Source organism: Hymenobacter sp. BT18, assembly GCF_012273015.1.
In the GTDB taxonomy this organism is placed as follows: domain Bacteria; phylum Bacteroidota; class Bacteroidia; order Cytophagales; family Hymenobacteraceae; genus Hymenobacter; species Hymenobacter lutimineralis.
The window spans coordinates 1,984,632-2,009,704 of sequence record NZ_CP050954.1; the positions used below are offsets into that span (position 1 = coordinate 1,984,632).

21 protein-coding genes are annotated in these 25,073 nt (G+C 58.6%); 16 read left to right on the forward strand and 5 right to left on the reverse strand.

The window, feature by feature from the left end; all coding sequences use genetic code 11:
- Positions 1-98: 98 nt before the first annotated feature.
- Together cysS and HER32_RS08365 are read right to left on the reverse strand one after the other, a co-directional pair.
- Positions 99-1,604, reverse strand: coding sequence for a cysteine--tRNA ligase (cysS, locus tag HER32_RS08360; protein WP_149069527.1), 1,506 nt, complete (start codon positions 1,602-1,604; stop codon positions 99-101).
- A gap of 240 nt (positions 1,605-1,844) precedes the next feature.
- The gene (locus HER32_RS08365) at positions 1,845-2,957 is read right to left on the reverse strand and encodes an endonuclease/exonuclease/phosphatase family protein (protein WP_168681542.1); all 1,113 of its coding nucleotides are present in this window, start codon (positions 2,955-2,957) and stop codon (positions 1,845-1,847) included.
- A gap of 119 nt (positions 2,958-3,076) precedes the next feature.
- On the opposite strand from HER32_RS08365, the gene HER32_RS08370 reads away from it, so the two are divergent.
- The 7 genes from HER32_RS08370 to HER32_RS08400 all read left to right on the forward strand — a co-directional run bounded on the left by HER32_RS08370 (position 3,077) and on the right by HER32_RS08400 (position 14,122).
- Positions 3,077-6,553: a gliding motility-associated C-terminal domain-containing protein gene (locus tag HER32_RS08370; RefSeq protein ID WP_168681543.1), complete on the forward strand. Its 3,477-nt coding sequence runs from the start codon at positions 3,077-3,079 to the stop codon at positions 6,551-6,553.
- Positions 6,554-6,674: 121 nt separating this feature from the next.
- A complete protein-coding gene (gene rimP, locus HER32_RS08375; RefSeq protein ID WP_232066444.1) occupies positions 6,675-7,145 on the forward strand; it encodes a ribosome maturation factor RimP in 471 nt (156 codons plus the stop codon).
- Between the two features lie 90 nt (positions 7,146-7,235).
- Positions 7,236-8,516: a transcription termination factor NusA gene (gene nusA / locus HER32_RS08380; RefSeq protein ID WP_149069530.1), complete on the forward strand. Its 1,281-nt coding sequence runs from the start codon at positions 7,236-7,238 to the stop codon at positions 8,514-8,516.
- Between the two features lie 121 nt (positions 8,517-8,637).
- Positions 8,638-11,685, forward strand: coding sequence for a translation initiation factor IF-2 (gene infB / locus HER32_RS08385; protein ID WP_168681544.1), 3,048 nt, complete (start codon positions 8,638-8,640; stop codon positions 11,683-11,685).
- 214 nt (positions 11,686-11,899) lie between these two features.
- Positions 11,900-12,757 carry a porin family protein gene (locus HER32_RS08390; protein WP_168679483.1) on the forward strand — a complete coding sequence of 286 codons (858 nt, stop codon included), beginning with the start codon at positions 11,900-11,902 and terminating at the stop codon, positions 12,755-12,757.
- 99 nt (positions 12,758-12,856) lie between these two features.
- Positions 12,857-13,411 (forward strand): OmpA family protein, encoded by a 555-nt coding sequence (locus tag HER32_RS08395; protein ID WP_149069532.1) that lies wholly within the window; start codon positions 12,857-12,859, stop codon positions 13,409-13,411.
- A 183-nt stretch (positions 13,412-13,594) separates the two neighbouring features.
- Positions 13,595-14,122, forward strand: a complete 528-nt coding sequence (locus HER32_RS08400; RefSeq protein ID WP_168681545.1) for a hypothetical protein — start codon at positions 13,595-13,597, stop codon at positions 14,120-14,122.
- Positions 14,123-14,318: 196 nt separating this feature from the next.
- Here HER32_RS08400 and mscL read toward each other — a convergent pair whose 3' ends face one another.
- The gene (gene mscL / locus HER32_RS08405) at positions 14,319-14,741 is read right to left on the reverse strand and encodes a large conductance mechanosensitive channel protein MscL (RefSeq protein ID WP_149069534.1); all 423 of its coding nucleotides are present in this window, start codon (positions 14,739-14,741) and stop codon (positions 14,319-14,321) included.
- Positions 14,742-14,894: 153 nt separating this feature from the next.
- Here mscL and HER32_RS08410 point away from each other — a divergent pair, with 153 nt between their 5' ends.
- From HER32_RS08410 to HER32_RS08440, 7 genes are all read left to right on the forward strand, one after another.
- Positions 14,895-15,683, forward strand: a complete 789-nt coding sequence (locus HER32_RS08410; RefSeq protein ID WP_149069535.1) for an enoyl-CoA hydratase/isomerase family protein — start codon at positions 14,895-14,897, stop codon at positions 15,681-15,683.
- A 73-nt stretch (positions 15,684-15,756) separates the two neighbouring features.
- Positions 15,757-17,259 (forward strand): polysaccharide biosynthesis C-terminal domain-containing protein, encoded by a 1,503-nt coding sequence (locus HER32_RS08415; RefSeq protein ID WP_168681546.1) that lies wholly within the window; start codon positions 15,757-15,759, stop codon positions 17,257-17,259.
- A 76-nt stretch (positions 17,260-17,335) separates the two neighbouring features.
- The gene (gene dut, locus HER32_RS08420) at positions 17,336-17,770 is read left to right on the forward strand and encodes a dUTP diphosphatase (protein WP_168681547.1); all 435 of its coding nucleotides are present in this window, start codon (positions 17,336-17,338) and stop codon (positions 17,768-17,770) included.
- A 109-nt stretch (positions 17,771-17,879) separates the two neighbouring features.
- On the forward strand, positions 17,880-18,890 hold the full coding sequence (locus HER32_RS08425) for a sugar nucleotidyltransferase (RefSeq protein ID WP_168681548.1): 1,011 nt from the start codon (positions 17,880-17,882) through the stop codon (positions 18,888-18,890).
- Positions 18,891-18,978: 88 nt separating this feature from the next.
- Positions 18,979-20,775, forward strand: coding sequence for a tetratricopeptide repeat protein (locus tag HER32_RS08430; protein ID WP_149069539.1), 1,797 nt, complete (start codon positions 18,979-18,981; stop codon positions 20,773-20,775).
- The gene (locus HER32_RS08435; protein ID WP_168681549.1) at positions 20,768-21,544 is read left to right on the forward strand and encodes a DUF4292 domain-containing protein; all 777 of its coding nucleotides are present in this window, start codon (positions 20,768-20,770) and stop codon (positions 21,542-21,544) included. Before HER32_RS08430 ends, HER32_RS08435 begins: the two co-directional genes overlap by 8 nt.
- On the forward strand, positions 21,528-22,868 hold the full coding sequence (locus HER32_RS08440) for a murein hydrolase activator EnvC family protein (protein WP_232066446.1): 1,341 nt from the start codon (positions 21,528-21,530) through the stop codon (positions 22,866-22,868). Before HER32_RS08435 ends, HER32_RS08440 begins: the two co-directional genes overlap by 17 nt.
- A gap of 309 nt (positions 22,869-23,177) precedes the next feature.
- On the opposite strand, the gene HER32_RS20405 is transcribed toward HER32_RS08440, so the two are convergent.
- On the reverse strand, positions 23,178-23,381 hold the full coding sequence (locus tag HER32_RS20405; RefSeq protein WP_410503893.1) for a LytTR family transcriptional regulator DNA-binding domain-containing protein: 204 nt from the start codon (positions 23,379-23,381) through the stop codon (positions 23,178-23,180).
- Positions 23,382-23,396: 15 nt separating this feature from the next.
- On the reverse strand, positions 23,397-24,074 hold the full coding sequence (locus HER32_RS08450; protein ID WP_168681551.1) for a GAF domain-containing protein: 678 nt from the start codon (positions 24,072-24,074) through the stop codon (positions 23,397-23,399).
- Between the two features lie 368 nt (positions 24,075-24,442).
- On the opposite strand from HER32_RS08450, the gene HER32_RS08455 reads away from it, so the two are divergent.
- On the forward strand, positions 24,443-24,667 hold the full coding sequence (locus HER32_RS08455) for a twin-arginine translocase TatA/TatE family subunit (RefSeq protein WP_187631984.1): 225 nt from the start codon (positions 24,443-24,445) through the stop codon (positions 24,665-24,667).
- An 11-nt stretch (positions 24,668-24,678) separates the two neighbouring features.
- Positions 24,679-25,068 carry a twin-arginine translocase TatA/TatE family subunit gene (locus HER32_RS20360; protein WP_168681552.1) on the forward strand — a complete coding sequence of 130 codons (390 nt, stop codon included), beginning with the start codon at positions 24,679-24,681 and terminating at the stop codon, positions 25,066-25,068.
- The last annotated feature ends 5 nt before the right edge of the window (positions 25,069-25,073 follow it).

Sequence of the window (25,073 nt, forward strand, 5' to 3'; positions counted from 1 at the left end):
TTAGCCAAGGCAAGCGGCTTAAATACCGATGGCCTTTGCCTTTTTATTGGTTTTGAGCCAGCCTTGGTGCTACGCAGCGGGGCGTAGGCCAGCGTTGGCTACTCTTCACTGTAAGCCCAGTCAACGCCGGCTTTGGTGTCTTTCACCACAATTCCCTGCTCTTTCAGGGCGGCGCGAATAGCATCTACTTTGCCGTAGTCTTTGGCTGTTTTGGCTTCCTGGTAAAAGCCCAGCGTCAGCGTCAGCAGATCTTCCACATTGGCCCGCGGCTCGTCCTGCAAGCCCAGGACCTCTTCTACCAGCGCCCGGTAGGTGGTAGTAGCCTCCGTGAGGGCAGCCTCGCTGAGCTGGGCCAGCGTGGCCAGGTTGGCTGCGTAGCCATTGAACTTCCGCAGCAGGTTGAAGAGCGAGGCCACGCACCGGGCCGTGTTCAGATCATCATTTAAGCCGGCAAAGCAGTCCTGGGTAAGCTTGCGCAGCTCTGCGTCGGCGGCTGCGGTATCCGCTGTCCGCTCCGTGCCCTCGGGCAACACGAGCTTATCCAGCACGCGCAAGCCATTCATCAGCTTGCGGTAGCCTTTGCGGGCGGCCTGCATGGCCTCGTCGCTCACGTCTACGGTGCTGCGGTAGTGGGCCTGCAGGAGGAAGAAGCGCGCCGTCATGGGCGAGTAGGGCTGGGTGAGGATGCTGCTACCGCCCCGGAACAGGTCGGAGATGGTAACGAAGTTGCCAAGCGACTTGCTCATCTTCTGCCCATTCACCGTAATCATGTTGTTGTGCATCCACACCCGGGCCTCGTCGGAGTGGGAGTGGCTGGCCTGGCTTTGGGCAATTTCGCACTCGTGGTGCGGGAACATCAGATCCAGCCCACCGCCGTGGATGTCGAACTCGGCGCCCAGGTACTTGCGGCTCATGGCCGAGCACTCCAGGTGCCAGCCGGGGAATCCTTCGCCCCAGGGCGAAGGCCAGCGCATGAGGTGGCGGGCATCGGCCTTTTTCCAAAGGGCGAAGTCGAGGGGACTGCGCTTTTCCTCCTGCCCGGCGAGGTTGTCGCGGGAGCCAGCCAGCAGTTCTTCCACCACGCGGTTGGACAGCTTGCCGTAGCCGCGCCCGGCGGCGTTGTAAGCCGGCACATCAAAGTACACCGAGCCGCCCGCCTCGTAGCCAAAGCCGTTGTCGATGATTTCCTGAATCAGCTGAATCTGCTCGGTGATGTGGCCGCTGGCGCGGGGCTCGATATCAGGCGGCAGGCAGCCCAGCACCTCCATGTGGCGGTGGTAGAGGTTGGCAAACTGCTCGGCCACCTGCATGGGCTCCAGCTGCCGGGCCCGCGCCATCCGGCTGATTTTATCTTCGCCTTCGTCGGCGTCGCTTTCCAGGTGGCCTACGTCGGTGATGTTGCGCACGTAGCGCACGGTGTAGCCTAGGTAGCGCAGGTAGCGCGTCAGCACGTCAAAAACCACCGGCCCGCGGGCATTGCCAATATGGGCTTCGCTGTACACGGTAGGCCCGCACAAGTATACGCCCACGAAAGGCGCATGCAGGGGTTGAAAAGCGTCTTTTCGGCGGGTAAGCGTGTTGTAGAGCGAAAGTGGGTGCTGCATAAGGACAAAAGTAACCGCTGTTTTCGCAGATTGAGAGCGGAAGAAGATTTAAAAAGTGTGCCATCCGCATGAGCAGTGGCAAAGAATGCATTAACAGCCTGAGGCTGCTTTTGATCTGCTATTTTCCTGATTTAGCCGCAACAAAGTCTAAAAGACTGCTTTTGCGGCACAAAAATCAGTTGAGTTAGTCTATAAAGTTCCATGAGCGGTATATTCATTCCAGCGCCTGGTATATAATTCCTACTGTTTGCTTGCCGGAAGCAGGCGGTAGGTAGCGGATGTTGGAAAATGGTCGGAGTACGGAATTTCCTCGTGCACCCGAAAATTTTCGACCTGCCACTGCGGCCCGGCAAACTGGTTATCAATGCGCACGAATGGCAAGCGGCCGTTGTAGGTAGCGCCCACCCCGTTGCCGGCCGTGGCCTGGGCATTCTGCAGCTTATCAGCTAGCTGGTCGTAGGTGTAGCTGTAGGGCAAGTCGTTGAGGTCAGCGCAGAAGAGGATGGGGTAACGGCACTGGTCCATGTGCCGGCGGAGCGTATCGACCTGCCGGGCCCGGGCTACCAAGCCGCGCTTAAACCGACGTAGCAGCCCCAACCCCTTCGCCTTGAGGCCTGCCTTGCTGGAATAGCTATCCACAATATCCTGCTCGGCCATGCTCATGCTTTGCAGGTGGGCGTTGTAAATGCGGATGGTGTCGCCCTGGGGCAAGCGCACATCCGCAAACATGGCGTGGTTCTGCGTGAGCCGCCCAAACGGAATGGTGCCGCGGTGCACAATGGGGTAGCGGGAGAAAATGGCCAGCCCAAACTGCGCGCCAATGCCATTCTGCAACGTCACGGACACGAAAGGGTGGCGCTGCTGGTACTCGCCGATGCGCTGCACGCTCTGAAAAACCCGCCCGTTTTCCCGGGTAGGCTGCGGCTCGTTGTAAAACTCCTGGAGGCACACCAGGTCAGCAGGCTGCTCGGCTACCCACTTAATCAGGGCCTTGGACGTGGTGTAGTTTTCGTCGCGCAGATGTCGGTACACATTAAAGATGCGTACGTTGGCGCTCAGCACCCGCACAGCCGGACCATCGGCCGGCGCAGGGCTCAGCAAGTGCAAGGCTACACCGCGCTGCACGTGCGGCCAGGTGAGCACCAGCGCGGCCAGGGGCAGCAGGGCTACTGTCCAGCGGCGCAGCACCCAATACACCAGCCAGGCGCCCGTGGCGGCCAAGGCTACGGGCAGGCTCATGCCCACAAAAGCGGCCGGCCACAGCTGATACGGGGGAATCTGCAGTGCGCCAATGGCCAGCAGCACCCAGGCCACCGTGAGCAAAGTGCACTTAAAGGCAAACGAACGACGCACGAATTCAAACACGAATGAGGGCGCAAAATACGATTTCCCGAGGTTTCCGGCGGGCCATGCCACCAATCGGCGCTTTACGGTATCTTTCCGTTCTCTTAAGCTTTACATTCTGCCAGTTAATGAAGCGTTTTTACCGGTGGTTACTCGTGTTGGGCACGCTAACCACGTTCGGCTCGGTCACGCGCGGCGCTTCTCCTGCCCCGGAGAAGAGTCTGGAGTTTATTGAAAACCGGGGGCAGTGGCCCAAAGCCGTCCGCTACGCCGCCAGCCTGCCGGCGGGCCGGTTGTTTTTGCGCCCTACCGGCTTCACGTATTCCCTTTTCTCAGCCGAGGACCTGGCCCGGCACAGCCACCAGCAGGCTAGTACGACCCCAGCGCAAGCCGCGGGCCTGCGGGGCCACGCCTACACCGTCAGCTTCGAAGGCAGTAACCCGGCACCCCAGGTTGCGGGGGCTGTGCCTACGGCCGAGCGGCGCAACTATTTCAGTGGCTCCGACGCCCGCCAGTGGGCTACCAATGTGCGCAGCTTCCGCCAAGTGCAGTATCAACAGCTGTATCCCAAAACCGATATGCAGCTGTATGAAAATGCCGGCGGGCAACTCGAATACGATTTTCTGGTGCAGCCAGGCGGCCGGCCCGAAGCTATTCGCCTGCGCTACCAGGGTACCAACACGCTCCGCCTCCAGGAAGGCAACCTGGTGGTAGGTACATCGGTGGGCTCAGTTACGGAACTGGCCCCGCGGGCCTGGCAGGATATCAAAGGCACCCGGGTGCCGGTGCCGTGCCGCTACACGCTACGCGGGCAAACCGTGGCCTTCGAGTTTCCCCAGGGCTACCGTAAGGAAGTGGCCCTGACTATCGACCCTACCGTGGTGTTTTCTTCCTATACCGGCTCCAGCGCCGATAACTGGGGCAATACCGCTACCTACGACGAGGAAGGCCACCTCTATTCCGGCGGCGTTGTGTTCAACCCCGGCTACCCGGTTTCGGCCGGGGCCTTCAGCACCACCTTCGGCGGGGTTATCGATATCGGCATCATCAAGTACGACACGCGGGTGAGCGGCCCGGCAGCCCGCCTCTACGCCACGTATCTGGGCGGCGAAAATACCGAAACGCCCCACAGCCTGGTGGTGAATGCCAAAGGGGAACTGCTGGTATTCGGCTCTACTTCTTCCAAGCAGTTTCCCACTACCCGGGGCGCTTTTAGCCGCACCCTGCAGCCGGGCCGCAGCTACAGCGTATTTCAGGACTATACGTATGCCAACGGCTCGGATTTGTTTGTGGCCACCCTTTCGCCGGAAGGCAGCAGCCTGGTAGCGTCCACGCTCATTGGCGGCTCCGGGCAGGATGGCCTGAACATCGATACCTACACCCGGGCGGAAAACTACCTGGCCCGCAATTACGGCGACACTTTCCGGGGAGACATTACTACCGATGAGGAAGGCAACGTGTACGTGGCCTCCTGCACCAACAGCACCGACTTTCCCGTCCGGAATGGCCTGAACCGGGGCTACGGCGGTGCCCTGCTCGATGGCGTAGTGATGAAGTTTTCCCCCACCCTCAACCAGCTGTACTGGGCCAGCTACCTGGGCAGCAGCGGGGCCGATGCTGCCTATTCTATCCAGCTGGCGTCGGATGGCTCCATTTACGTGGCCGGGGGCACTACCGGCACCAACTTCCCCGTCACCGCGGGCGCCCTGCAGCCGGCTCCGGCCGGCAACACCGACGGGTTCATCGCCCACCTCTCGGCCGATGGCACCTCCCTGCTGCAGGCTACCTACCGCGGCACTTCCCAGTACGACCAGGTGTATTTCCTGCAGCTGGATGCCGCCGACAACGTGTACGTGCTGGGGCAAAGCTTTGGCAACTTTCCTATTACCCCGGGCTTGTACGACAACCGGCGGCGGCGCGGGGGGCAATTCATTCAAAAGCTGGACCCTCAGCTCAGCTCTCTTACCTACGCTACCGTGTTTGGCAGTGGCAGGGGCGGCATCGACCTATCCTTGACGGCCTTCCTGGTAGATGAGTGTGAGCGGATTTACGCCTGCGGCTGGGGCGGCAGCGTAAACAGCGGCTACACCAATGGCACCACCGAGGACCTGGTAGTGACCAGCAATGCCGTGCAGCCGCGCACCGATGGCTCCGACTTCTACATTGTGCAGTTTGGGGCCGGCGCCCGGGCCATTGAATACGCTACGTACTTCGGCGAAAACGGCGGCCGGGACCACGTGGATGGGGGCACCAGCCGCTTCGACAAGCGCGGCGTAGTGTACCACGCCGTGTGCGGGGGCTGCCGGGGCTCCTCCCAGTTTCCCATTCCTCCGGGCGCCAACACGTATTCCACCCGCAACAACAGCTCCAACTGCAACAACGCCGCCTTTAAGATTGACTTCGAGCTGCGCATCGCCAACCCCGGTCCGGCCCAGGCCGTCTGCGCCGACGGCAGCCCTATTCCCCTGACGGGCAGCCCGGGCGGCGGCAGCTGGTCGGGACCGGGCGTAAGCAAAAACGCCGATGGCAGCTACATCTTCACGCCCAGCCCCGATCTGGTAGGGGAGCAGCGCCTAGTGTATTCGGTGGCCTCTACCGGGACATGTTTCACCAAAGGCACCCTGCGCATGACGGTGCGCCCCGTGTTGCCCGTCGACTTTACGCTGGCGCCCCAGCAATGCTCTAATGCCGGAAAAATAACGCTGACGGCTACGCCGGTAGGTGGCACGTTCAGCGGACCGGGGGTACAAGGCAACGTGTTTGACCCGGCCGTAGCGGGTCCCGGCACGCACACCATCCGCTATATCCTGCCCTCCGACCAGTGCGGGCAGGCCAGCCAGCAGATTGTCATTCTGCCTCCGCCTTCCGTAAATGCCGGCCGCGACACGGCCTTGTGCAGCTTTCAGAATACCCCGTATCAGCTGTTGGGCGCTTCTCCGGCGGGGGGCGTGTGGTCGGGCACGGGTGTTACCCCCGAGGGTATGTTTACGCCGCCGGCTGCTACCACTAAAGCCCAGCGCCTCACGCTCACCTATACCTATACGGCCGCCAACGGCTGCCCGGAGTCCGATGACCGGTTTGTGGTGATGGCCCCGCTGAACACGAATCTGGAGCCCTTGCCCGTGCCGGAGTGCCCCGCTTATCCGGGCAAAACCGGCTTGGCGCCCTTCACCATCCGCTTCTCGTCCCCGGCCCAGTACGCCAACGAGTACGACTGGGACTTCGGCGACGGTACCCCGCACGGTACCACGGCCGACGTAGACCATACCTATACCCAGGCCGGAACCTATACCGTAGCCATGTCGGCTTACTACAACAGCAGCTGCCAGGTGCAGACGCGCTACCTCCAGATAATAGTAGCCGACCCGCTGGTGCCCAACATCATCACGCCCAACGGCGACCAGTTCAACGAAACCTTCGTGCAGCATTACACCTGTCTGCCTGTCAACCTGAAGGTATTTTCGCGCTGGGGCCAGGAGGTGTACAGCACCAACAACTACCAGAACGACTGGAACGGCGGCCAGCTGCCGGGAGGCATCTACTACTTTCTGCTCCGCGATACCGACGGCCGCCAGTACAAAGGCTGGCTGGATATCCACCGCTAGGCCGCGCCTCCAGCGGCCTGGTTGCGTTGCGGGATATTTCGTTGTATCTTTGCCCCAGCAACTAAAGAATCAGAGAGGGGACGCGTAGTCCCCTCTTTCTTTTATCACCTGGTTCGTCTTTATGAAATTTGACCGCGCCCAGATTGCCGAGATGCTGCAGGACAGCCTACCCGGACCGGAGCTGTTCGTCGTCGGCCTTACGGTATCCGATGCTATTCGCCCCAAGGTCACGGCCATTCTGGACGGGGAGCAGGGCCTGGGCATTGATGAGTGCGCCCTGGTTAGTCGTCGTTTGGCCCGCCGCATTGAGGAGGCCTACGGCGAAGAAGCCAGCTACACGCTGGAGGTAACGTCGCCCGGGGCCGACCAGCCCCTGACCGCCCCCCGCCAGTACGTTCGCCACGTGGGCCGTACGCTCAGCCTCAAGCTCGCCGATGGCACCGAGAAAACCGGCACCCTGGAAGCCGTGGAAGCTGGCGGCATTCAACTGGCCGAAACAGTAAAAGAGAAAAACAAAAAGAAAACCCTGCCCGCCGTCCTGTTGCCTTTCGAGACTATCCAGGAAGCCAAAGTGGTTATTTCATTTAAGTAAGTAGCCGGAAGGCCAAACGGCTGATTGTATATTCATAAACATGCAACCTGCCTCCTTCCAGCCCATCAACAATTCAACAATTTAAATCAGATGAACAGCCACGTCCTGATTGAATCGTTTGCCGAGTTTGCCCGGTCCAAAAACATTGACCGTCCCACGATGATGAGCATCCTGGAAGACGTATTCCGGACCATGATTCGCAAGAAGTACACGACGGATGAGAACTTCGACGTCATCATCAACGTGGACAAGGGCGACTTGGAAATCTGGCGTAACCGCGAGATTGTGGACGACAACTCGGAGGATATCTGGGACTTCGACAAAATTCCGCTGGCCGAAGCACAGAAAATCGAGCCGGACTTTGAAATCGGCGAATCGGTAGCAGAAGAAGTGAAGCTGGAAGACTTCGGCCGCCGCGCCGTGCTCATGGCCCGTCAGACGCTCATTCAGCGCGTGAAAGACTTGGAGCGCGATAACCTCTACCAGACCTACAAAGATCAGGTAGGCGAAATCATTGCTGGCGAAGTGTACCAGGTGTGGAGCCGCGAGGCCTTGATCTTGGACAAGGACGAAAACGAGTTGGTACTGCCCAAGTCGGAGCAGATTCCGAAGGACCGCTACCGCAAGGGCGACACCGTGCGCGCCGTGGTACACCGCGTAGAAATCCTGAACGGCACACCCAAGATTATCCTTTCCCGCGCCGCGCCGGCTTTCCTGGAGCGTTTGTTTGAGCAGGAAGTACCCGAAATCTACGATGGCCTGATTACCATCAAGAACATTGTGCGCGAGCCCGGCGAGCGGGCCAAAGTAGCCGTAGAAAGCTACGATGACCGCATCGACCCCGTTGGTGCCTGCGTAGGCATGAAAGGTTCCCGGATCCATGCCGTCGTGCGGGAGCTGGAAAACGAGAATATCGACGTTATCAACTACACCAACAACCTCGAGCTTTACATTCAGCGGGCCCTGTCGCCGGCTAAAATCGGCTCGATGAAAATAAACGAACAAACAGGCCGGGTTTCGGTGTTCTTAAAGCCAGACCAGGTTTCGCTGGCCATTGGCCGCGGCGGCGCCAACATCAAGCTGGCCTCGCGTTTGGTGGGCATGGAAATCGACGTATTCCGCGAAGCCGGGGATTACGAAGAAGACATTGCTCTGGACGAATTCCGGGATGAAATTGACGCCTGGGTGCTGGATGAGCTGAAAAAGATTGGCCTCGACACGGGCCGAGCCGTATTAGCCGTCAGCAAAGAAGACCTCGTTCGTCGCACCGAACTGGAAGAAGAAAGCGTGGAAGAAGTCTTCCGCGTCATTCGTCAGGAGTTCGAAGACGAGGAAGAATCCGAAACCCCTCCAGCCGACGCCGCCCAATGAGGGCGCAGCGGCCGGTACGGCAAAGGCATTAAATCAAGCCGGGTGGCTTGATTTAACGCTGCCCGGCAAGATTTAAATAGTACCTTTGCAACTGATTAAGAGTATCGTTCGCGAGCATAGAATGGCGGAAGCAGCACCTAAACGGCTACAGCAGGCAGCCAAAGACCTGAATATTGGAATGGCCACGGTGGTAGAAACCTTGGCTAAAAAAGGGCATCAGGTAGACAATAAGCCTACCACGAAGCTGACTGCCGAGCAGGTAGGACTGCTGGAGAGAGAATTTGCTTCTTCAGCACAGGATAAAATTGATGCCGTTAAGCTCACCCAGGCCAAGCGCCAGAGTGAGCTTGAAGCACATCCGCCCAAGCCAGAGCCCCAGGCTCCCAAGGCACCGGCTCCTGCTCCCGCCCCGGTTGCTACTCCCGCTCCCAAGCCCGCCGAAGAGCCTAAACCGGCTCCCGCACCTGCCGCTACGCCCCCTGTGGTCGAAGCCCCGAAGGCGCCGGGCCTGAAAGTATTGGGAAAAATTGAGTTGGATGCTAAAGGCCGCCCGGTGCCCCCGCGCCCCGTGCCGGCCCCCGTTGCAGCGGCTCCCGTTGCTACGCCTCAGCCTACACTAGCACCCGCGCCGGCTCCTCAGCCGGTGGCCGAAGTAGCTCCCGCTCCCAAGCCTGAGCCTACTCCGGCTCCTGCGGCTGCACCTGTAGCGCCTACGCCGGCAGCCGCAGCTCCGGCGCCTGCACCTGCTCCAACTGAAGCACGTCCCTCGCAAGCGCCGCTGGCGGCTGCTCCAGTTGCCGAACAGCGGCCAGCGGCCCCAGCCCCCGTGGCTGCGCCAGCACCTGCTCCGCAGCCTGAGGCAGAAGCATCGGAGGCGGCAGAGGATGCCGGTACCATCGTAGCCAAAGCTGACCAGCTGAAAGGCCTCACGGTGTTGGGCAAAATCGAACTACCCGTTGACTCTTCCCGCCGTGGTGGAGGCCGTGGCCCACGCCCCGTAGCTTCTTCCGACGTTCGTAAGAGCGGCTTGGGTGCTGATGCCAAGAAGAAGCGCCAGCGGCTGCCAGTACCTGGCACGCCTGGAGGCAACAATCAGAATGCAGGACCAAATACAGGTCAGAACCGGCCGGTAGTTCCTAGCCAGGGTGGCCGCCCAGGCCAGGGTGGTGGCCGCCCGGGCGACCAGCGCGGTCCGCGCCCCGACCAGCGGCCCGGCCAGGGTGGCGGTCAGCGCCAGCCTTCTCCCGCACTTACGCCGGAGCAAAACGAAAAGCAGATTCAGGAGCAGATCAAGGCTACGCTGGCCAAGCTCAGCGGCGGCCGTGGTCAGCAGCAGAACCGCGCCAAGTACCGCCGCGACAAGCGGGCCGGTGTGGCCGAAGCCAGCGAGCTAGCTCGTCAGCAAAACGAGCTTGACTCGAAGACGCTGAAAGTAACCGAGTTTATTTCGGCTAACGACTTGTCGTCTCTGATGGACGTGTCGGTAAACGAGGTAATTAAGGTGTGCCTGAACATGGGCATGTTCGTATCCATCAACCAGCGCCTCGACGCCGAAGCCATTACCGTTATTGCGGATGAATTTGGCTACGACGTAGAATTCCTGAGCGCTGAGGAAGAGGATACCGTTATCGAAGTTGAAGACAACGAAGAAGACCTGCAGCCCCGGGCTCCTATCGTCACCATCATGGGTCACGTCGACCACGGTAAGACGTCGTTGCTTGACTATATCCGGAGTGCCAGTGTGGCCAAAGGCGAAGCCGGCGGTATCACCCAGCACATCGGTGCCTACGATGTAATGACTAAGTCGGGCAAGCGGGTTACTTTCCTCGATACACCGGGTCACGAAGCGTTTACCGCCATGCGTGCTCGGGGTGCCAAGGTCACGGACATTGCCATTATTGTGGTAGCGGCCGATGACTCGGTGATGCCCCAAACGAAGGAAGCCATCAACCACGCCCAAGCGGCGGGGGTACCCATCGTTATTGCACTCAACAAGATTGACAAGCCCGGCGCCAATCCCGATAAGGTCCGCGAGGAGCTGTCGGTAATCAACGTGCTGGTAGAAGAATGGGGCGGTAAGTACCAGAGCCAGGAAGTATCGGCCAAAACCGGCCTGGGCATTGACGACCTGCTGGAGAAAGTCCTGCTGGAAGCCGAGATTCTGGAGCTGAAAGCCAACCCTGACCGCAACGCCATTGGTACCGTTATCGAAGCTTCGCTGGACAAAGGCCGGGGGTACGTAACCACCATTCTGGTGCAGACGGGCACCATGCGCGTCGGCGACATCGTGCTGGCAGGTCCGCACTTTGGCCGTGTGAAGGCCATGACCGACCATCGCGGCAAGAAGATGAAGACGGCCGGCCCGGCCACGCCGGTGCAAGTACTTGGTCTGACGGGCGCCCCGCAGGCCGGCGACAAAATCCAGGTGATGGAGACGGAGCGTGAGGCCCGTGAACTGGCTACGCAGCGTCAGCAGTTGGCCCGTGAGCAAAGCATGCGCACCAAGAAGCACATCACGTTGGACGAAATTGGTCGCCGTCTGGCAATTGGCTCGTTCAAGGAGCTCAACGTCATTGTGAAAGGCGACGTGGACGGCTCGGTAGAAGCACTGGCCGACTCGTTGCTGAAGCTGAGCACGCCGGAAGTGGCCGTAAACATCCTCTCGAAGGGTGTGGGCGCCATTTCGGAATCCGACGTTCTGCTGGCTTCGGCTTCCGACGCCATCATCATTGGCTTCCAGGTTCGTCCTTCGCTGAGTGCCCGCAAGCTGGCCGAGCAGGAGCAGATCGATATCCGCCTCTACTCGATTATCTACAACGCCATCAACGAGGTGAAGGATGCAATGGAAGGCATGCTGGCACCAACGGTGAAAGAAGTTGTAGTAGCCAATGCCGAGATTCGTCAGGTGTTCAACATTACCAAAGTGGGCACCATTGCCGGCTGTATGGTAACGGACGGCACCTTCACCCGCAAAACCAAGGTGCGCCTCGTGCGCGACGGGATTGTGGTACACTCGGGCGAAATCCAGGACCTCAAGCGCTACAAAGACGACGTGTCGGAAGTACGCCAGGGCTACGAGTGCGGTATCTCGCTGAAAGGCTTCAATGACCTGCGCGAAGGCGACAACATTGAGGGCTTTGAAGAGCAAGAAGTGAAACGTACGCTGTAAGGCCTGATACACTTGGTTATGAACCCCCAACCTGCTAGCAGGTTGGGGGTTTTTGTTTACCGAGGCAGCCACTGCATCACATAAATAGCGGGTAATCAGCGCATCGCGCAACTGATATCTCGGCTGGTGATAGGTTCAGCAGGCTTTTGAGCATACCTACTTAATGCTGCTCACATCATCATGCGATTGACGCAGGCAGGGGCACACGGTACTTTTGTATCACAACACGAACGAATTGTACTCATCGTGTTCGACCATAATCCGTTTCTGCCCTCTTCACTCTGCTGCTATGAAAGCACTTACCCTCTGCCTGGCTGTATCCTGCCTGGCTACCACCGCTCTGGCTCAAACAAAACCAGCTGCTAAAAGCACTGCCAAACCTGCAGCTGCGCGTACGACCACTACTACGGCTAAGCCAGCGGCCAAACCTGCGGCAGCTAAGCCAACTACCACTACTGCTAAGCCCGTTGCTACGGCCCGGCCGGCAACAGAGTCTGCTGCTCCAGCCGCTACTGCCAAACCAACCGCCACTAAGGCTGCGGCTCCAACGAAGGAAAGCAGCGCTTCTGCTTCTATTCAAACCTTTGGCAAAGGCTCAACGGTTGCCAATTTGGGCTTGGGTGTAGGCTTAGGCTATGGTTATGGCCTGCTGGGAGGCACCGGGAAGTCTATTCCAGCCCTCAGCTTATCAGTTGAGCGTGGAATGTATGAGGGCTTAGGCCCAGGCGTTATCGGGGTAGGTGCTATGGTTGGTTATAAGGCTTATACTTGGCGCTCCGGCGACTACAAGGCTACCTGGAGCAATATTTATGTAGGAGTCCGCGGCACTTATCACTACAACTTCACTGACAACGAGAAGCTGGATACCTACGCTGGTCTTGCCCTTGGTGCCCGCATTGAAAATTATTCAGACAACTATGGGTACGCCGACTCAAACGCTTGGGGTGGTACCTACGTAACCAGCGGCCTTTTCCTTGGAGCTCGTTACTATGTCACCGACAAAATCGGGGCATTTGCTGAGGCTGGGTACGATATGTCTTATCTGAAGATCGGTGCTTCGGTGCGCTTCTAGTGTAAAGAGGCTTTTACCCTATCCACGCTGATACGGCCCAGTTTACAATTCCTTCAAGCCTAGCAAAGCTCCGCCTTACCACCTTTCCTGCCTTTAGCTATGAAAACGCTCTTGTCATTCTGCACGCTGTGGATAGTCCTGCAGTTAGTTGCCGCGCCGGCACAAGCCCAGTTAGGCCTGCTCTGGCGAGTTGAAGACAAACTGGCCGACAAGGCTTCACAAAAAGTAGCTGACCGCCTCAGCAAAAAAGCCGAAGCTGCCGTGGAACGCAAAACCAACGAAGCTACCACTGAGTACTACAGCACCCTGCTGGCCGATGGTAAAATCGTCTGCCACGGCATTCAGTTCGAGCCCGGCACGGCTACCATCACGGCAGCGTCCCAGCCAGTTGTTCGGGCTTTGGCCAATACGCTGGCCGCTAACCCCGACGTTAAAGTTCGGATTGAAGCGCACACGCTGCGGGAAGGTAATGCAGCCACTAACCTCACCTTATCGCAACGCCGGGCCGATGCCGTTCGGGCTGCGCTGGTACGCGGCGGGGTAGATGCAGCGCGCCTGACGACGAAAGGCTACGGAGGCACCAAGCCCCTGGAAACAGATTCCTCCACGGGCCTCGACAGCCTTAACCAGCGCACTGAGTTTATTAAGCTATAAGCCGGGCAAAGTACCAGCTGGTGTACTGGTACTCGCTCCGAATTACGCTATAGAGTTATTGCATTGATTTCCGTAGCCACCCTGGCTCCAGTGGCTGAGGTATAAGTAAAGCAAGTGAATATGACTTGCTGGAGCTTGCTCCTTTTATGACCTGGTGGAGGCGAACGGTGGCTTCACCTCGTTGTGAAAGCAAAAATCCCCGAAACGATGTTTCGGGGATTTTTTTTGTGGGCTACCTACGAATTAAGCGTTGAAGAACAAGAAGCGCTTGGCTTTCTTATGCTTCAAAGGTTTTCCTTTGGGGTTGATGCCCGGGGCCGGGCGGGTCTGACCGCGCTTCTGCGTGGCGGAACCCGTTTTATCGCGGAAACGGCGTACCACGAATCCCCCATTGCCGCTTTCATACTGCCGGGAAGTACCCCGCCCCATACTAGTACTTCCACCCGCCCGAGCTTCAAGCACTTCTATTTGCTGGTCGCGCTTGGCCTGATCAGGATTCATAGCCATCCGGCGCTGCATACGAGCAATATCATTGGCCGAGGCCTTCCGCTTGCGCGGGGCCTTTTGTTGGGCCGCTGGCGCTTCAAATACAGGTCCGGCAGGCCCTTGTGGGGCATCAGCCTGGGCATGGGCTTCACTTGTAAAGCCGACTATGCCTGCGGCCACTACCAAAGCCGCTACCAGGTTCTTCATGCTATTTTGATAAAATGAGATGCCTATATACAAAAATGGCGCTACCGCACTGGGTAGCAGCCATTTTTCGCTCTAACGGCTTGGGTGCGAAGGTAGTTCAAATTTTAGGACTTCCACATCCCTTCTTGCAACTCACTCGCCTGACAAGCACGGCCTTACGGACAAAGCACGCGTACATCAGGCCCCCGCGCTTATGCTGGTGACGTAGCTTGGGCTACCGGGCCCTCAGCGCGTCCCGGATTTCCATCAGCAGCACCTGTTCTTTGGTGGGCCCTGGGTCGTTTACGGCCACTACTTCCTGGGGCTTCTTAAAGCGGTTAGCCAGTTTTACTAGCCAGAAAATGGCAAAAGCCATCAGTAGGAAGGCAATAACAGCATTAAGAAACAGCCCGTAGTTCAAGGTAGAGGCGCTGGCCGCTTTGGCAGCCGCCAGGTCTTTGTAGGAATTACCATCCAGAGCAATAAACCAGTCTTTGAAGTCTAAGCCGCCCGTGAGCAGTGTAAGCACCGGCATGAGGATATCGTCGGTCAGTGATTTAACGATGCCCCCGAAGGAGGCCCCGATGATGACGCCTACGGCCAGATCCAGCACGTTGCCCTTCGAAATAAACTCCTTGAATTCCGAGACGAAGCCCATACGCGAACAGTGGTTTTAGATGGTTAGAAGATGTTACGGCTGAATATAGATGTTTTTCAATAACCCCACGGTAGCCTATTCAGGCGCCCTCACCGGACGTGGCCTTTTACTCTATCTTTGCGCCCGTCCATTCCTCACCCATCTTCTGCTTCTATGCCCTCCTTCGCCAACCTGCTCTACGACCTCGACGCGGCCAGCGGCATTCTGACGCTTACCATTAACCGCCCTACCAAGCTTAATGCCTTGAGCAACGCCACCATAGGTGAGTTGCGCGAAGCCATGCAAACGGCGCTGAACGATGCCCAGGTGCGCGGCATTATCCTCACCGGCAGCGGAGAAAAAGCCTTTGTAGCCGGCGCCGATATTGCGGAGCTGACGGTGCTGGACGATGTGGCCGGCCGCCAGGCCGCGGAGTTTGGGCAGGAAGCTTTTGCCCTGATTGAAGAAAGCACCAAACCCGTTATTGCTGCCGTCAATGGCTTTGCCCTGGGTGGTGGCTGCGAGTTGGCCATGGCCTGCCACTTTCGGATAGCTGCCGAAAATGCCCGTTTCGGCCAGCCGGAAGTCAACCTGGGCTTGGTGCCCGGATATGGCGGAACCCAGCGCCTGCCGCAGCTGATTGGCAAAGGCAAAGCCCTGGAGCTACTCATGACGGCCGACATCATCAAGGCAGACGAAGCACTGCGCCTGGGCCTAGTCAACCACGTAGTGCCGCAAAGCGAACTGCTGGATTTCACCCGCCAATTGCTCACCCGTATCCTGAGCAAGGCACCAATAGCCATTGGGCTGGTAATCGACTGCGTGAATGCGGCCTACGACAAAGAGCGCCAAGGCTATCAGGCCGAAGCCAATGCCTTCAGCCGCTGCTTCGATTCGGACGATTTCCGGGAGGGCACCAGTGCCTTTCTAGAAAAGCGCCCGGCCGTATTTACGGGCCGCTAGTCGGCTGTAAACACAACCGGCCAAATGGGACGTGGCCGCCTTTCTTCTCTGTTCACCTGATTTCCTTCTGCATTTGAGCGTCGCCAAAAAGCTGGCCAGTCAAACGGCCGTGTACGGCATCAGCAGCATTCTGGTACGCGTACTCAACTACCTGCTGGTGCCTATCTATACGGCCCGGTTTGTGGCAGCCGAATACGGCATTGTGACGGGGCTCTACGCCTACGTCTCGTTTCTGAACATCGTGTTCACCTACGGGATGGAAACGACATTCTTCCGCTTTGCCAACCGCCCGGATGCCGACCGCCGCCTGCTTTACGACCGGGTGATGAGCCAGGTAGTAGTGAGTACCGTGGTCCTGACAGGGCTGCTGGTGCTGCTGGCCCGGCCGCTGATGCAGCTGCTGGATTTGCCGCCCGGCCGGGAGCGGTACGCCATCTGGCTGGCCCTGATCCTGGGGCTGGATGCCCTGGCGGCTATTCCATTTGCCCGCCTGCGCCTCGAAAACCAGGCCCGACGCTTTGCCACCATCCGGGTGGCCAACATCCTGCTGAACGTAGGCCTGAACCTGTTCTTCATCGTGCTTTGCCCCGATGTGCTGGCGGGCAAGTACTTGGCCGGGTTACAGCCGCTGGTAACCCAAGTATACGACCCATCCATCGGCGTTGGGTATGTCTTCCTGTCGAACCTGGCGGCCAGTGCTTTTACGCTGCTGCTCCTGGGCCGGGAGCTGCTGGATTTCCGGTTTCGGCTGGACGCTACGCCCCTGGCCGCCATGCTGCGCTACGCCTACCCGATTATGCTGATGGGCCTGGCCGGGATGGTAAACGAAACCCTGGACCGGATTCTGCTGCCCCAGTGGCTGCCCAAAAACTTCTATCCCGGCCAGAGCAGCCTCACGGCGGTGGGCATTTACGGGGCCTGCTACAAGCTGAGCATCTTCATGAGCCTGGTTATCCAGGCTTTCCGCTACGCCGCGGAGCCCTTCTTTTTCTCCCAGAGCACCGAAAAGAATTCCCCCAGAACGTTTGCCCTGGTCCTCAAGTGGTTTACACTTTGCTGCGCCGTTATCTTTGTTTTCATCAGCCTGAACATTGAGGATTTTGCCTGGGCGTTTCTGCGCCGGCCCGAATACCGACAGGGCATTGCCGTAGTGCCGGTGCTGCTGCTGGCCAACCTCTTTCTGGGCGTGTACTGGAACCTGTCGGTGTGGTTTAAGCTCACCGATAAAACCTATTACGGCACGTATATTGGCGGCGCCGGGGCCGTGCTTACCATTGGCCTCAACTTCCTGCTGATTCCGGTGCTGGGCTACATGGGCTCGGCCCTGGCTACGCTGGCCTGCTATTTTACGATGGCGGCTATTTGCTGGTGGCTGGGCGAGCGGCATTTCCCCGTGCCTTACCCCGTGGCGCGGCTACTTCTCTGGTTGCTGGCAGCGGTGGCGCTGGTGGCGCTGGGGTGGCTGGTGCAGCCCGAGGCCTACTGGCTACGCCACGGGTGGCACCTGCTGCTCAGCCTGGCCTTCGTAGCGGCGCTGGTGCTGGTAGAAAAGCCGCAGCGCCTGGTGCGGGGCTAGGCCGGTATCGGCAATAACGTCATACTTCTCCGCGGGCACTGGCAGCTTGTGGGGTTGTAATCAATACATTTGCTGCATGCTCATTCCCATTATCAACCGTTCTCACCACCCGCTACCTGAATACCAGACGGCCCACGCGGCTGGCCTCGACGTGCGCGCCAACCTCGCAGAGGCCGTTACGTTGAAGCCCCTGCAACGCGCCCTTATTCCTACGGGTCTTTTCCTCGAAATTCCGGTAGGCTACGAGGTGCAGGTGCGGCCCCGCAGTGGCTTGGCGTATAAGCACGGCATCGGTATCGTCAACAGCCCCGGTACCATCGACGCCGATTACCGGGGCGAGCTGAAGGTATTGCTCGTCAATCTCTCTGACACTGACTTTCTGGTGCAGGACGGGGAGCGAATTGCCCAGCTGGTGGTGGCTCGCCACGAAGTTATTGACTGGCAGCCCGCTGAAGCACTGAGCGAAACCGCCCGCGGCAGTGGCGGCTACGGCAGTACCGGCGTGCAGTAGCTCCCAAACAGAGGGCGTATGGGGCCGGGTGTGTAACCCAAGCGCCCCTTTCCAGTAGTACGTACCCACACATACTTTTACTTTTCCGCTTTTCAAACTCAGCCACTCTATGAAAATCATCGTCCCGATGGCCGGTATGGGCAAACGCATGCGCCCCCACACGCTTACCGTACCTAAACCGCTTATTCCCATTGCCGGCAAGCCCATTGTGCAGCGGCTGGTAGAGGATATTGCCAAAGTGTGCGGCGAACCAGTAGATCAGGTAGCGTTTATTGTGGGCCGCTTTGGGGCGGAAGTTGAAAAAAGCCTGCTGGCCATTGCCGACTCCATTGGGGCTAAGGGCACTATTCATTACCAGGACGAGCCGCTGGGTACGGCTCACGCCATCCTGTGCGCCAAGGAAGCCCTGACGGGCCCGGTGGTAGTAGCCTTTGCCGATACACTATTCAAGGCCGACTTCACCCTCGATTCCTCCGTGCCCGGCACCATCTGGGTGCAGCGCGTGGATGACCCCAAACCATTCGGCGTGGTGAAGCTCGACGAGCAGGGCCGTATCACCGATTTTGTGGAGAAGCCCCAGGAGTTCGTATCGGACTTGGCCATTATCGGCATCTATTACTTCCAGGACGGCGGCTACCTGCGCGAGGAGCTGCAGTACCTGCTCGACAACGACATCAAGGACAAGGGCGAGTACCAGCTCACCAATGCCCTGGAGAATATGAAAAACAAGGGTACCACCTTCGTGCCCGGCCGTGTGACGGAGTGGCTCGACTGCGGCAACAAGGATGCTACCGTGTACACCAACCAGCGCTACCTGGAGTACCTGCAGGAACGCGGCGAAGAGCTGATATCGTCGTCGGCGCAGCTGCACAATTCTGTTGTAATTCCGCCCGTGTACATCGGCGAAGGCGTGGTAGTACACAATTCAGTGATAGGGCCACACGTTTCCCTGGGCAACCAGTCGACGGTGCGCGACTCGGTGGTAGCCAACTCCATTGTGCAGCAGTCGGCCACGGTGCAGCACGCCAACGTGACCAACTCCATGATTGGCAACCACGCCACGCTCACTGGCACGCCGGCCGACCTGAGCCTGGGCGACTACAACAACCTGCGCGTTTGACGGAGCCTTTTCGGCCACGGCAGTGTTATACAGGCCCCTTCCTGGGCTGCCGTGGCCGTTACGTTTCGTTGTTTTTCCTCTTCTCCCCATGTTCCGTTTTCGCGCTGTTGTTCTGCTGGCCTTGGTATTGCTCCTTGCCCCCGAGGCTTGGTCGCAAGCGGCGGGCGTAGCTCAGCCGCCGCGGCGCAAGCTCACGCGCAAAGAAAGGCGGGAGCTAAAGCACCAGAAAGCCGTAACCGAAGCGCGCCAGCAAATGCGGGAGCTGACGGAAAAAGAGCGGGAGCTGAGTGAGTCCTACTTCGTGGAGGGGGTGAAGTTTGCCCTGCTCGAGGACTACACCAAGGCCCTCGAACGGCTGTTGGCGGCCTACCGCATCAACCCCAACAATGCGGCTATCAACTACAAGATTGCCGAAACCAATCTGCTCACCGGCAACCTGAAGGATGCCACTAATTTTGCCAATACGGCTATTCAGCTCGATGGCAAAAACGCGTACTACTACCTGCTGCTGGCCCAGATCTACGCCTCCCAAAAGCAGTTCGACGCGGCGGCGCAGGTGTATACAACCTTAATCAAAAACGTGCCCGACTCCGGGTACTACCTCTTTAACCTGGCTGACCTGTACCTGGCTCAGAACAAGCTCGACGAAGCACTAACCACCCTGAATGAGGCCGAAAAGCAGTTTGGGGCGCTGGATGAAGTTTCGTTTAAGCGCCAGCAGATCTACCTGCGCCAGAACAAGCTCGATCAAGCCCTCAAGGAAGGTGAGTCGCTAATTGCTGCCAACCCCGACGAAGTGCGCTATGTGCTGGCCCAGGCCGAAATGTACGCGGCCAACAACCGGCTCCCCGACGCTATTCGGGTTGCCAACCAAGCCCTACAACAGGATCCTGGCAACGCCCAGGCCCACATGATTTTGGCCGACGTGTACCGGCAGCAGAACAACCCTGTCGAGTCGCAGCGCTACCTGAAGCAGGCCTTCGAAAGCCCGGGGCTGGACATCGACCAGAAAGTGCGCATCCTCGTCGACTTCATCAAGCAGCTTCCCAACCCAACCCTGGAGAAGAATGCCCTGGAGTTAGCGGCCATTACCACGCGGGTCCACCCCAAGGAAGCCAAAGCCTACGCCGTAGCCGGCGACATCCAGGCCCTGACCGAACACCGCAAGGAAGCCCGGGACAACTACCTGCAAGCCCTGCGCTTCGACAGCTCCAAGTTTCAGCTCTGGCAGCAAGTCGTGAGCATTGACGCCGAGCTGGGGCAAACCGATTCCCTGCTGGTGCATACTGACCGGGCTCTGGAGCTCTTCCCAAACCAAGCTGTATTCTGGTACTTCAACGGGGCAGCCCAGTTGCTCAACAAGAATGCTACCAAGGGCGTGAAAGCCTTGGAATATGGCCGCAAGCTGGCCGCCGACAACCCCGAGCTGCAGGCTCAGTTTGACACTCAACTGGGCGACGCCTACCACGAGCTGAAAGACTTTGTGAAGTCGGATGCCGCGTATGAGGCGGCGCTGGCGTTTGATGCCAACAACGCCCAGGTGCTCAACAACTACAGCTACTACCTGTCCCTGCGCGGTGAAAAGCTCGACAAAGCGAAAGCCATGGCCAGCAAGCTGGTAAAGCAGTTCCCCGATAACGACACCTACCTCGATACCTACGCCTGGGTGCTGTACAAGCAAAAGGACTACGCTGGTGCCCGCACCCAACTGGAGAAGGCGCTGCGTACCACCAAAGATGGCACCGTAACGGAGCACTATGGCGACGTTTTATATCAACTTGGCGATATTGTCGGGGCGCATGCACAGTGGCAGCAGGCCAAGCGCCAGGGAGGCGCTTCCAAGCTGATTGACCGCAAGATTAAAGACCGAAAACTGTATGAATAAACGCTGCGCCCCGCTTGTAATAGGGTTGCTCATGGCTGTACTGGGGGCCTGTACCCGCAAAGCCATTCCTACCCAGTCGCGGGCAGAAGCGCCGAAGGTCGAGGATGCCGTCAACGCTGCCAACCTGGATTTCCGGTATCTGTCGGCCAAAGCCAAGGCACAGATTGAAACCGGCGGCGACAAACTTCCCAACGTTACCCTCACGCTGCGCATGCGCAAGGATAGCCTCATCTGGCTTTCCATAGCCGCGCCGGTAATTGGCGAAGTGATGCGGGCCCACATTACTCCCGACTCCGTGCAGGTAATTGACCGGCTGCATCGGGAGTATTTTGCGGGCAACTTCACCGCGTTGCGGCGGCGCTTCAACGTACCCGTCACCTTTCAGCAGGTGCAGGCGTTGCTGGCGGGCAACTACGTAGCCGCGCCGGCGGGCTCCTCCCCTACCGTGAGCACGGAAGGGCCTCTGCAAAAAGTAGTGTACCAGCAACAGGCCTTGCTGGTGGAGCAACTGCTGGAAACCACCCGGCGCCGGGTGCAAAAGCTGGCCGTGAAAGACGACAGCACCCAGCTGCAGTTTACGGTGGACTTCTCCGATTTCCGGCCGCTGGAGCGCCTGCCCCAGGAGTTTGCCAATGCTTTACTCGTGGTGATTGAGCAGCCCAAGGCCAAGCCCTCCTCCGCTTCCATCAACTTTCGTAACGTAGACGTCGATAAAGAGCGTCTTGCCTTTCCATTCTCGGTGCCCTCAGATTATGCCCGGAAAAAGTAAGGCCTGGCTGGCGTTAGCGCTGATCGGCTTCCTGTTGATGTGCGGCCCCGCGTGGGCGCAGCGCAGCCGGGGCCGCACCAGCAAGTCACGCACGCAGCTGGAACGCGAGAAGCGCACTGCTCTCAAGCGCATCCAGGAAACCACGCGCATTCTGCAGCAAACCCAGCAGCGGAAAGAAGCCACGCTGGGCCAGCTGAATGCGCTAAAGGAAAAAATCACCGTTCAGAAGAACGTCATTCAAACCATATCCTCTGAGCTAAAGTACCTAGACTCGGATGTGCGCCAGACGGAGACGCAGGTGCAGCACACCCAGCAGAACCTGGAGCAGCTGCGCGCCGAGTATGCCCGACTGATTTACGCCTCATCCAAGACGGCCAACAGCTACAACCGCATCATGTTCCTGTTTGCGGCCGAGTCGTTCAACCAGTTTGTTCGGCGCCTGCAGTACGTCCGCCAGTACGCCGAGGTGCGCAAAGCCCAGGCCGCGGAGATTAGTCAAACACAGTCCCGGCTGCACCAGCAGCTTACGGGGCTCACGGCCAAGCGCCAGCAGAAGTCCAGCTTGCTCAACACCCAGCTGAGTGAGAACCGCAACCTGCTCGTTATTAAAACCCAGCAAGACCAGGTAGTTACGCAGCTCAGCCGGCAAGAGCAACAGCTGCAGCAGGAGCTGGCCAAGCGCCAACAGTCGGTGCGCCGGCTAGACAACCTGATTGCCCAGCGGGTACGCGAGGAAATAGCGCGGGCTGCCCGGGCCGCGGCGGCGCGGGCCGCTCGGTCAAATACGGCGGGCCGCAGCAGCACTTCCGGCCGCAGCCCGGGCGCGACCGGCCGCAACGAAACGGCCGAAAGTGAAGCCGCCGTGGAGCGTACCGACCGGGTAACGCTGACGCCGGAAACGGCTATTCTTTCCTCTTCTTTTGCCGATAACCGCGGCCGCCTGCTGTGGCCCGTGAGCCGGGGGTTTATTTCCCAGCGCTTTGGCAAGCACCCGCACCCCGTGCTCAAACACGTAGTCATCGAAAACCGCGGCGTGGATATCCAAACCAATTCGGGCGAGGCGGTGCGCTCCGTGTTTGAGGGCAAAGTGCTGACTGTAGCCAGTGTGCCGGGGATGAATACCATTGTGATGGTGCAGCATGGCGAATATTTTACCGTATATGCCAAGCTCCGCAGCGTATCGGTCAGCGAAGGGCAGACGGTACAGGCTCGTCAGCAGATCGGGACGGTGTATACCGATTCGGAAGGTACCAGTGAGGTGCAGTTTCAGGTGTGGCGCAACAGCGCTAACCTGAACCCCGAAAACTGGCTGGGCCGCAAATAGCCGGAACCCGCTCAGAGACCTAGCTGACAAAAATCCTATTACAGGATAAGAGCCCTTTTCTTTACGGTTGAGCTTCAAGCAAAAAAAAACACCGTACAGCGTACGGTGCCTTTCTGAGCTATGAAAACAAACTTAGCTATCAGTCTATCCTTCATGCTGGCGGCAGCAAGCAATAAAGGGAGCCCCCGATAACAGGCGAAAGATAGGAAAATTCCGGCGTTTCGGAAGCCAACTATTCGCCAAATATTGATTAATCCTCGATGAATGACTGTTTTTAACGGTAACTATCCCCGAAAGGTTTGGGACAAATCAAATAATATTTAGCCTACCCAGCAAACCCGTCTTGTACGAATTTCCGATTGGAATGTACACAGCGCCTTTTGGGCCATCTACCAATACGGCGTCGCCCTCTATAGCCTGCAGGCAAGCCAAGCGAATAATATACTTCCGCTGAATCCGCGTAAAGTCCTTTGCAGGCAGCTTGGCTTCCATGTCTTTCATGGTGGTGTACACCGTGAGCCGCTCGGCCTAGGTATAGATATTTACGTAGTCGCCGAGGGCCTCCAGATAGCAGATATCCGCCAGCTTGATTCGTAAGAGGCGCTGCTCGTGCTTTACAAATACCTCGTCGCGACCGGCAGTGAGCAAGGCCTGTGGGGCGTCGTTGGCCAACTGCAGTAGTCCATCCAGCCGTTGCTTCTCCTGCTCCAGGCGTAGATTGGTTTTCCGCAGTTCCAAGTGCGTCGTTACCTCCTGGGCCAGCAGCTTCAACGCTTCCCGTTGCTCCCGGGTAAGCGTGTGCGGTTCCGTGTGCATGGTGCACAGGGTGCCCAAGGCCTGCCCGGCCGGGCTCACTAAGGGGGCACCAGCGCAAAACCGGACGTTGGCATGGCCTAAGAGCAGGTCAGTGTCCTTAAACCGCGGGTCCTGGGAAGCATCGGGTACTTCCAGGATAGTTGTGGGGTCCTGCAAAGCCTGCTGGCAAAAAAGGTTAGACTGGGGCGTTGCTGCGGAGTATACAGAATCCGAACCATTCTTAAACCACTGATACTCGGTGGGCAGCAGCGAAACCAGCGCCAAGGGAGTGCCACAAATGAGAGCTGCCAGCCGGGTCAGGCCCTGCAGGGAAGCTTCTGGGGCCGCCTCTGACGCGGGCTGGTTCTCCAATGCATCCAGGCGGCGCTGCTCATCCGAGACGACGCGCATAAGGGTAGTTTCTGATAGCGCGGTAGCGGAAGAAGCTGGCCTGACTCCCATAGAACGGGGGATAAGATGGAAAATGTAAGCCCACTAAACACGTATGCCTGAACTACTGTAATTACGGTAAGCGCGTTTCAGTTCCCGGGGCGGCTAACCTGCACGTAAGTCAAGCAAACCAGCGCCCGAATACTGAACTCCGTTAAGTACGTACGGAACGCCGGGCGGTTTTGGATTCAGCACACACGCCGCACCCCATGTTCTGCGTTGGGAGACCCCGAAATAAAAAATTATCGGGTACCTTTACCAATCCCAAGCAGCGCCGCTGTGCGTATAAGGGACTTTCCACTTCAAACCCGCCCACCTGGGCTTTTCTTATGCTGTTTGCTTCGTTGTTTTTGGGTATTGGCGGCCTCGGCGGCACCGAAATCCTGCTGATTGTGCTGGCCATTATTCTGTTGTTCGGGGCTAAGCGTATTCCAGAACTGTTTCGTGGGATGGGCCAGGGTATTCGGGAGTTCAAGGATGCCTCCAAAGAGGAGAAGCCGGAGTTTCGCGACCGGCCAGCTAACCCCAATGATCCTAACCAACCCCGGTACTAAGCTTTTCTGCCATGCATACTCCTTTGTTTCTCTTCCTGGGTGACCTCGGCGGTGGTGAGATTATGCTCATCATGGTGGTCATCCTGATTTTCTTCGGCGCTAACAAGATTCCGGAGCTGGCGCGTGGCTTGGGCAAAGGCATCCGCGAGTTTAAAGACGCTTCCCGGGAAATCCGGAGCGAGTTTGAAAACGCCGGCCAGCCCCAGCAGCAGCCTTACCAGCAGCAGTTCCAGCAACCCCAGTTTCAACAGCCACAGTACCCGGCCACGGCCGCTACTGAAGCCCCCTCGGCCCCGGTAGTGCCTGTAGCCGAAACCCCGCTCGCGCCACCCATGGATGGGGGTATTACCCCGCCCGTATCGCCCACCGCTGAGCGCCCCCGCCTCGACCAAGTGAACTAAACCCT

Excerpts from the sequence above, each read along its gene's own strand:
- cysS (WP_149069527.1), bottom strand. The coding sequence starts at position 1,604 with ATGCAGCACCCACTTTCGCTCTACAACACGCTTACCCGCCGAAAAGAC.
- HER32_RS08370 (WP_168681543.1), top strand. The coding sequence starts at position 3,077 with ATGAAGCGTTTTTACCGGTGGTTACTCGTGTTGGGCACGCTAACCACG.
- rimP (WP_232066444.1), top strand. The coding sequence starts at position 6,675 with ATGAAATTTGACCGCGCCCAGATTGCCGAGATGCTGCAGGACAGCCTA.
- nusA (WP_149069530.1), top strand. The coding sequence starts at position 7,236 with ATGAACAGCCACGTCCTGATTGAATCGTTTGCCGAGTTTGCCCGGTCC.
- infB (WP_168681544.1), top strand. The coding sequence starts at position 8,638 with ATGGCGGAAGCAGCACCTAAACGGCTACAGCAGGCAGCCAAAGACCTG.
- HER32_RS08395 (WP_149069532.1), top strand. The coding sequence starts at position 12,857 with ATGAAAACGCTCTTGTCATTCTGCACGCTGTGGATAGTCCTGCAGTTA.
- mscL (WP_149069534.1), bottom strand. The coding sequence starts at position 14,741 with ATGGGCTTCGTCTCGGAATTCAAGGAGTTTATTTCGAAGGGCAACGTG.
- HER32_RS08410 (WP_149069535.1), top strand. The coding sequence starts at position 14,895 with ATGCCCTCCTTCGCCAACCTGCTCTACGACCTCGACGCGGCCAGCGGC.
- dut (WP_168681547.1), top strand. The coding sequence starts at position 17,336 with ATGCTCATTCCCATTATCAACCGTTCTCACCACCCGCTACCTGAATAC.
- HER32_RS08425 (WP_168681548.1), top strand. The coding sequence starts at position 17,880 with ATGAAAATCATCGTCCCGATGGCCGGTATGGGCAAACGCATGCGCCCC.
- HER32_RS08430 (WP_149069539.1), top strand. The coding sequence starts at position 18,979 with ATGTTCCGTTTTCGCGCTGTTGTTCTGCTGGCCTTGGTATTGCTCCTT.
- HER32_RS08435 (WP_168681549.1), top strand. The coding sequence starts at position 20,768 with ATGAATAAACGCTGCGCCCCGCTTGTAATAGGGTTGCTCATGGCTGTA.
- HER32_RS08440 (WP_232066446.1), top strand. The coding sequence starts at position 21,528 with ATGCCCGGAAAAAGTAAGGCCTGGCTGGCGTTAGCGCTGATCGGCTTC.
- HER32_RS08450 (WP_168681551.1), bottom strand. The coding sequence starts at position 24,074 with ATGCGCGTCGTCTCGGATGAGCAGCGCCGCCTGGATGCATTGGAGAAC.
- HER32_RS08455 (WP_187631984.1), top strand. The coding sequence starts at position 24,443 with ATGCTGTTTGCTTCGTTGTTTTTGGGTATTGGCGGCCTCGGCGGCACC.
- HER32_RS20360 (WP_168681552.1), top strand. The coding sequence starts at position 24,679 with ATGCATACTCCTTTGTTTCTCTTCCTGGGTGACCTCGGCGGTGGTGAG.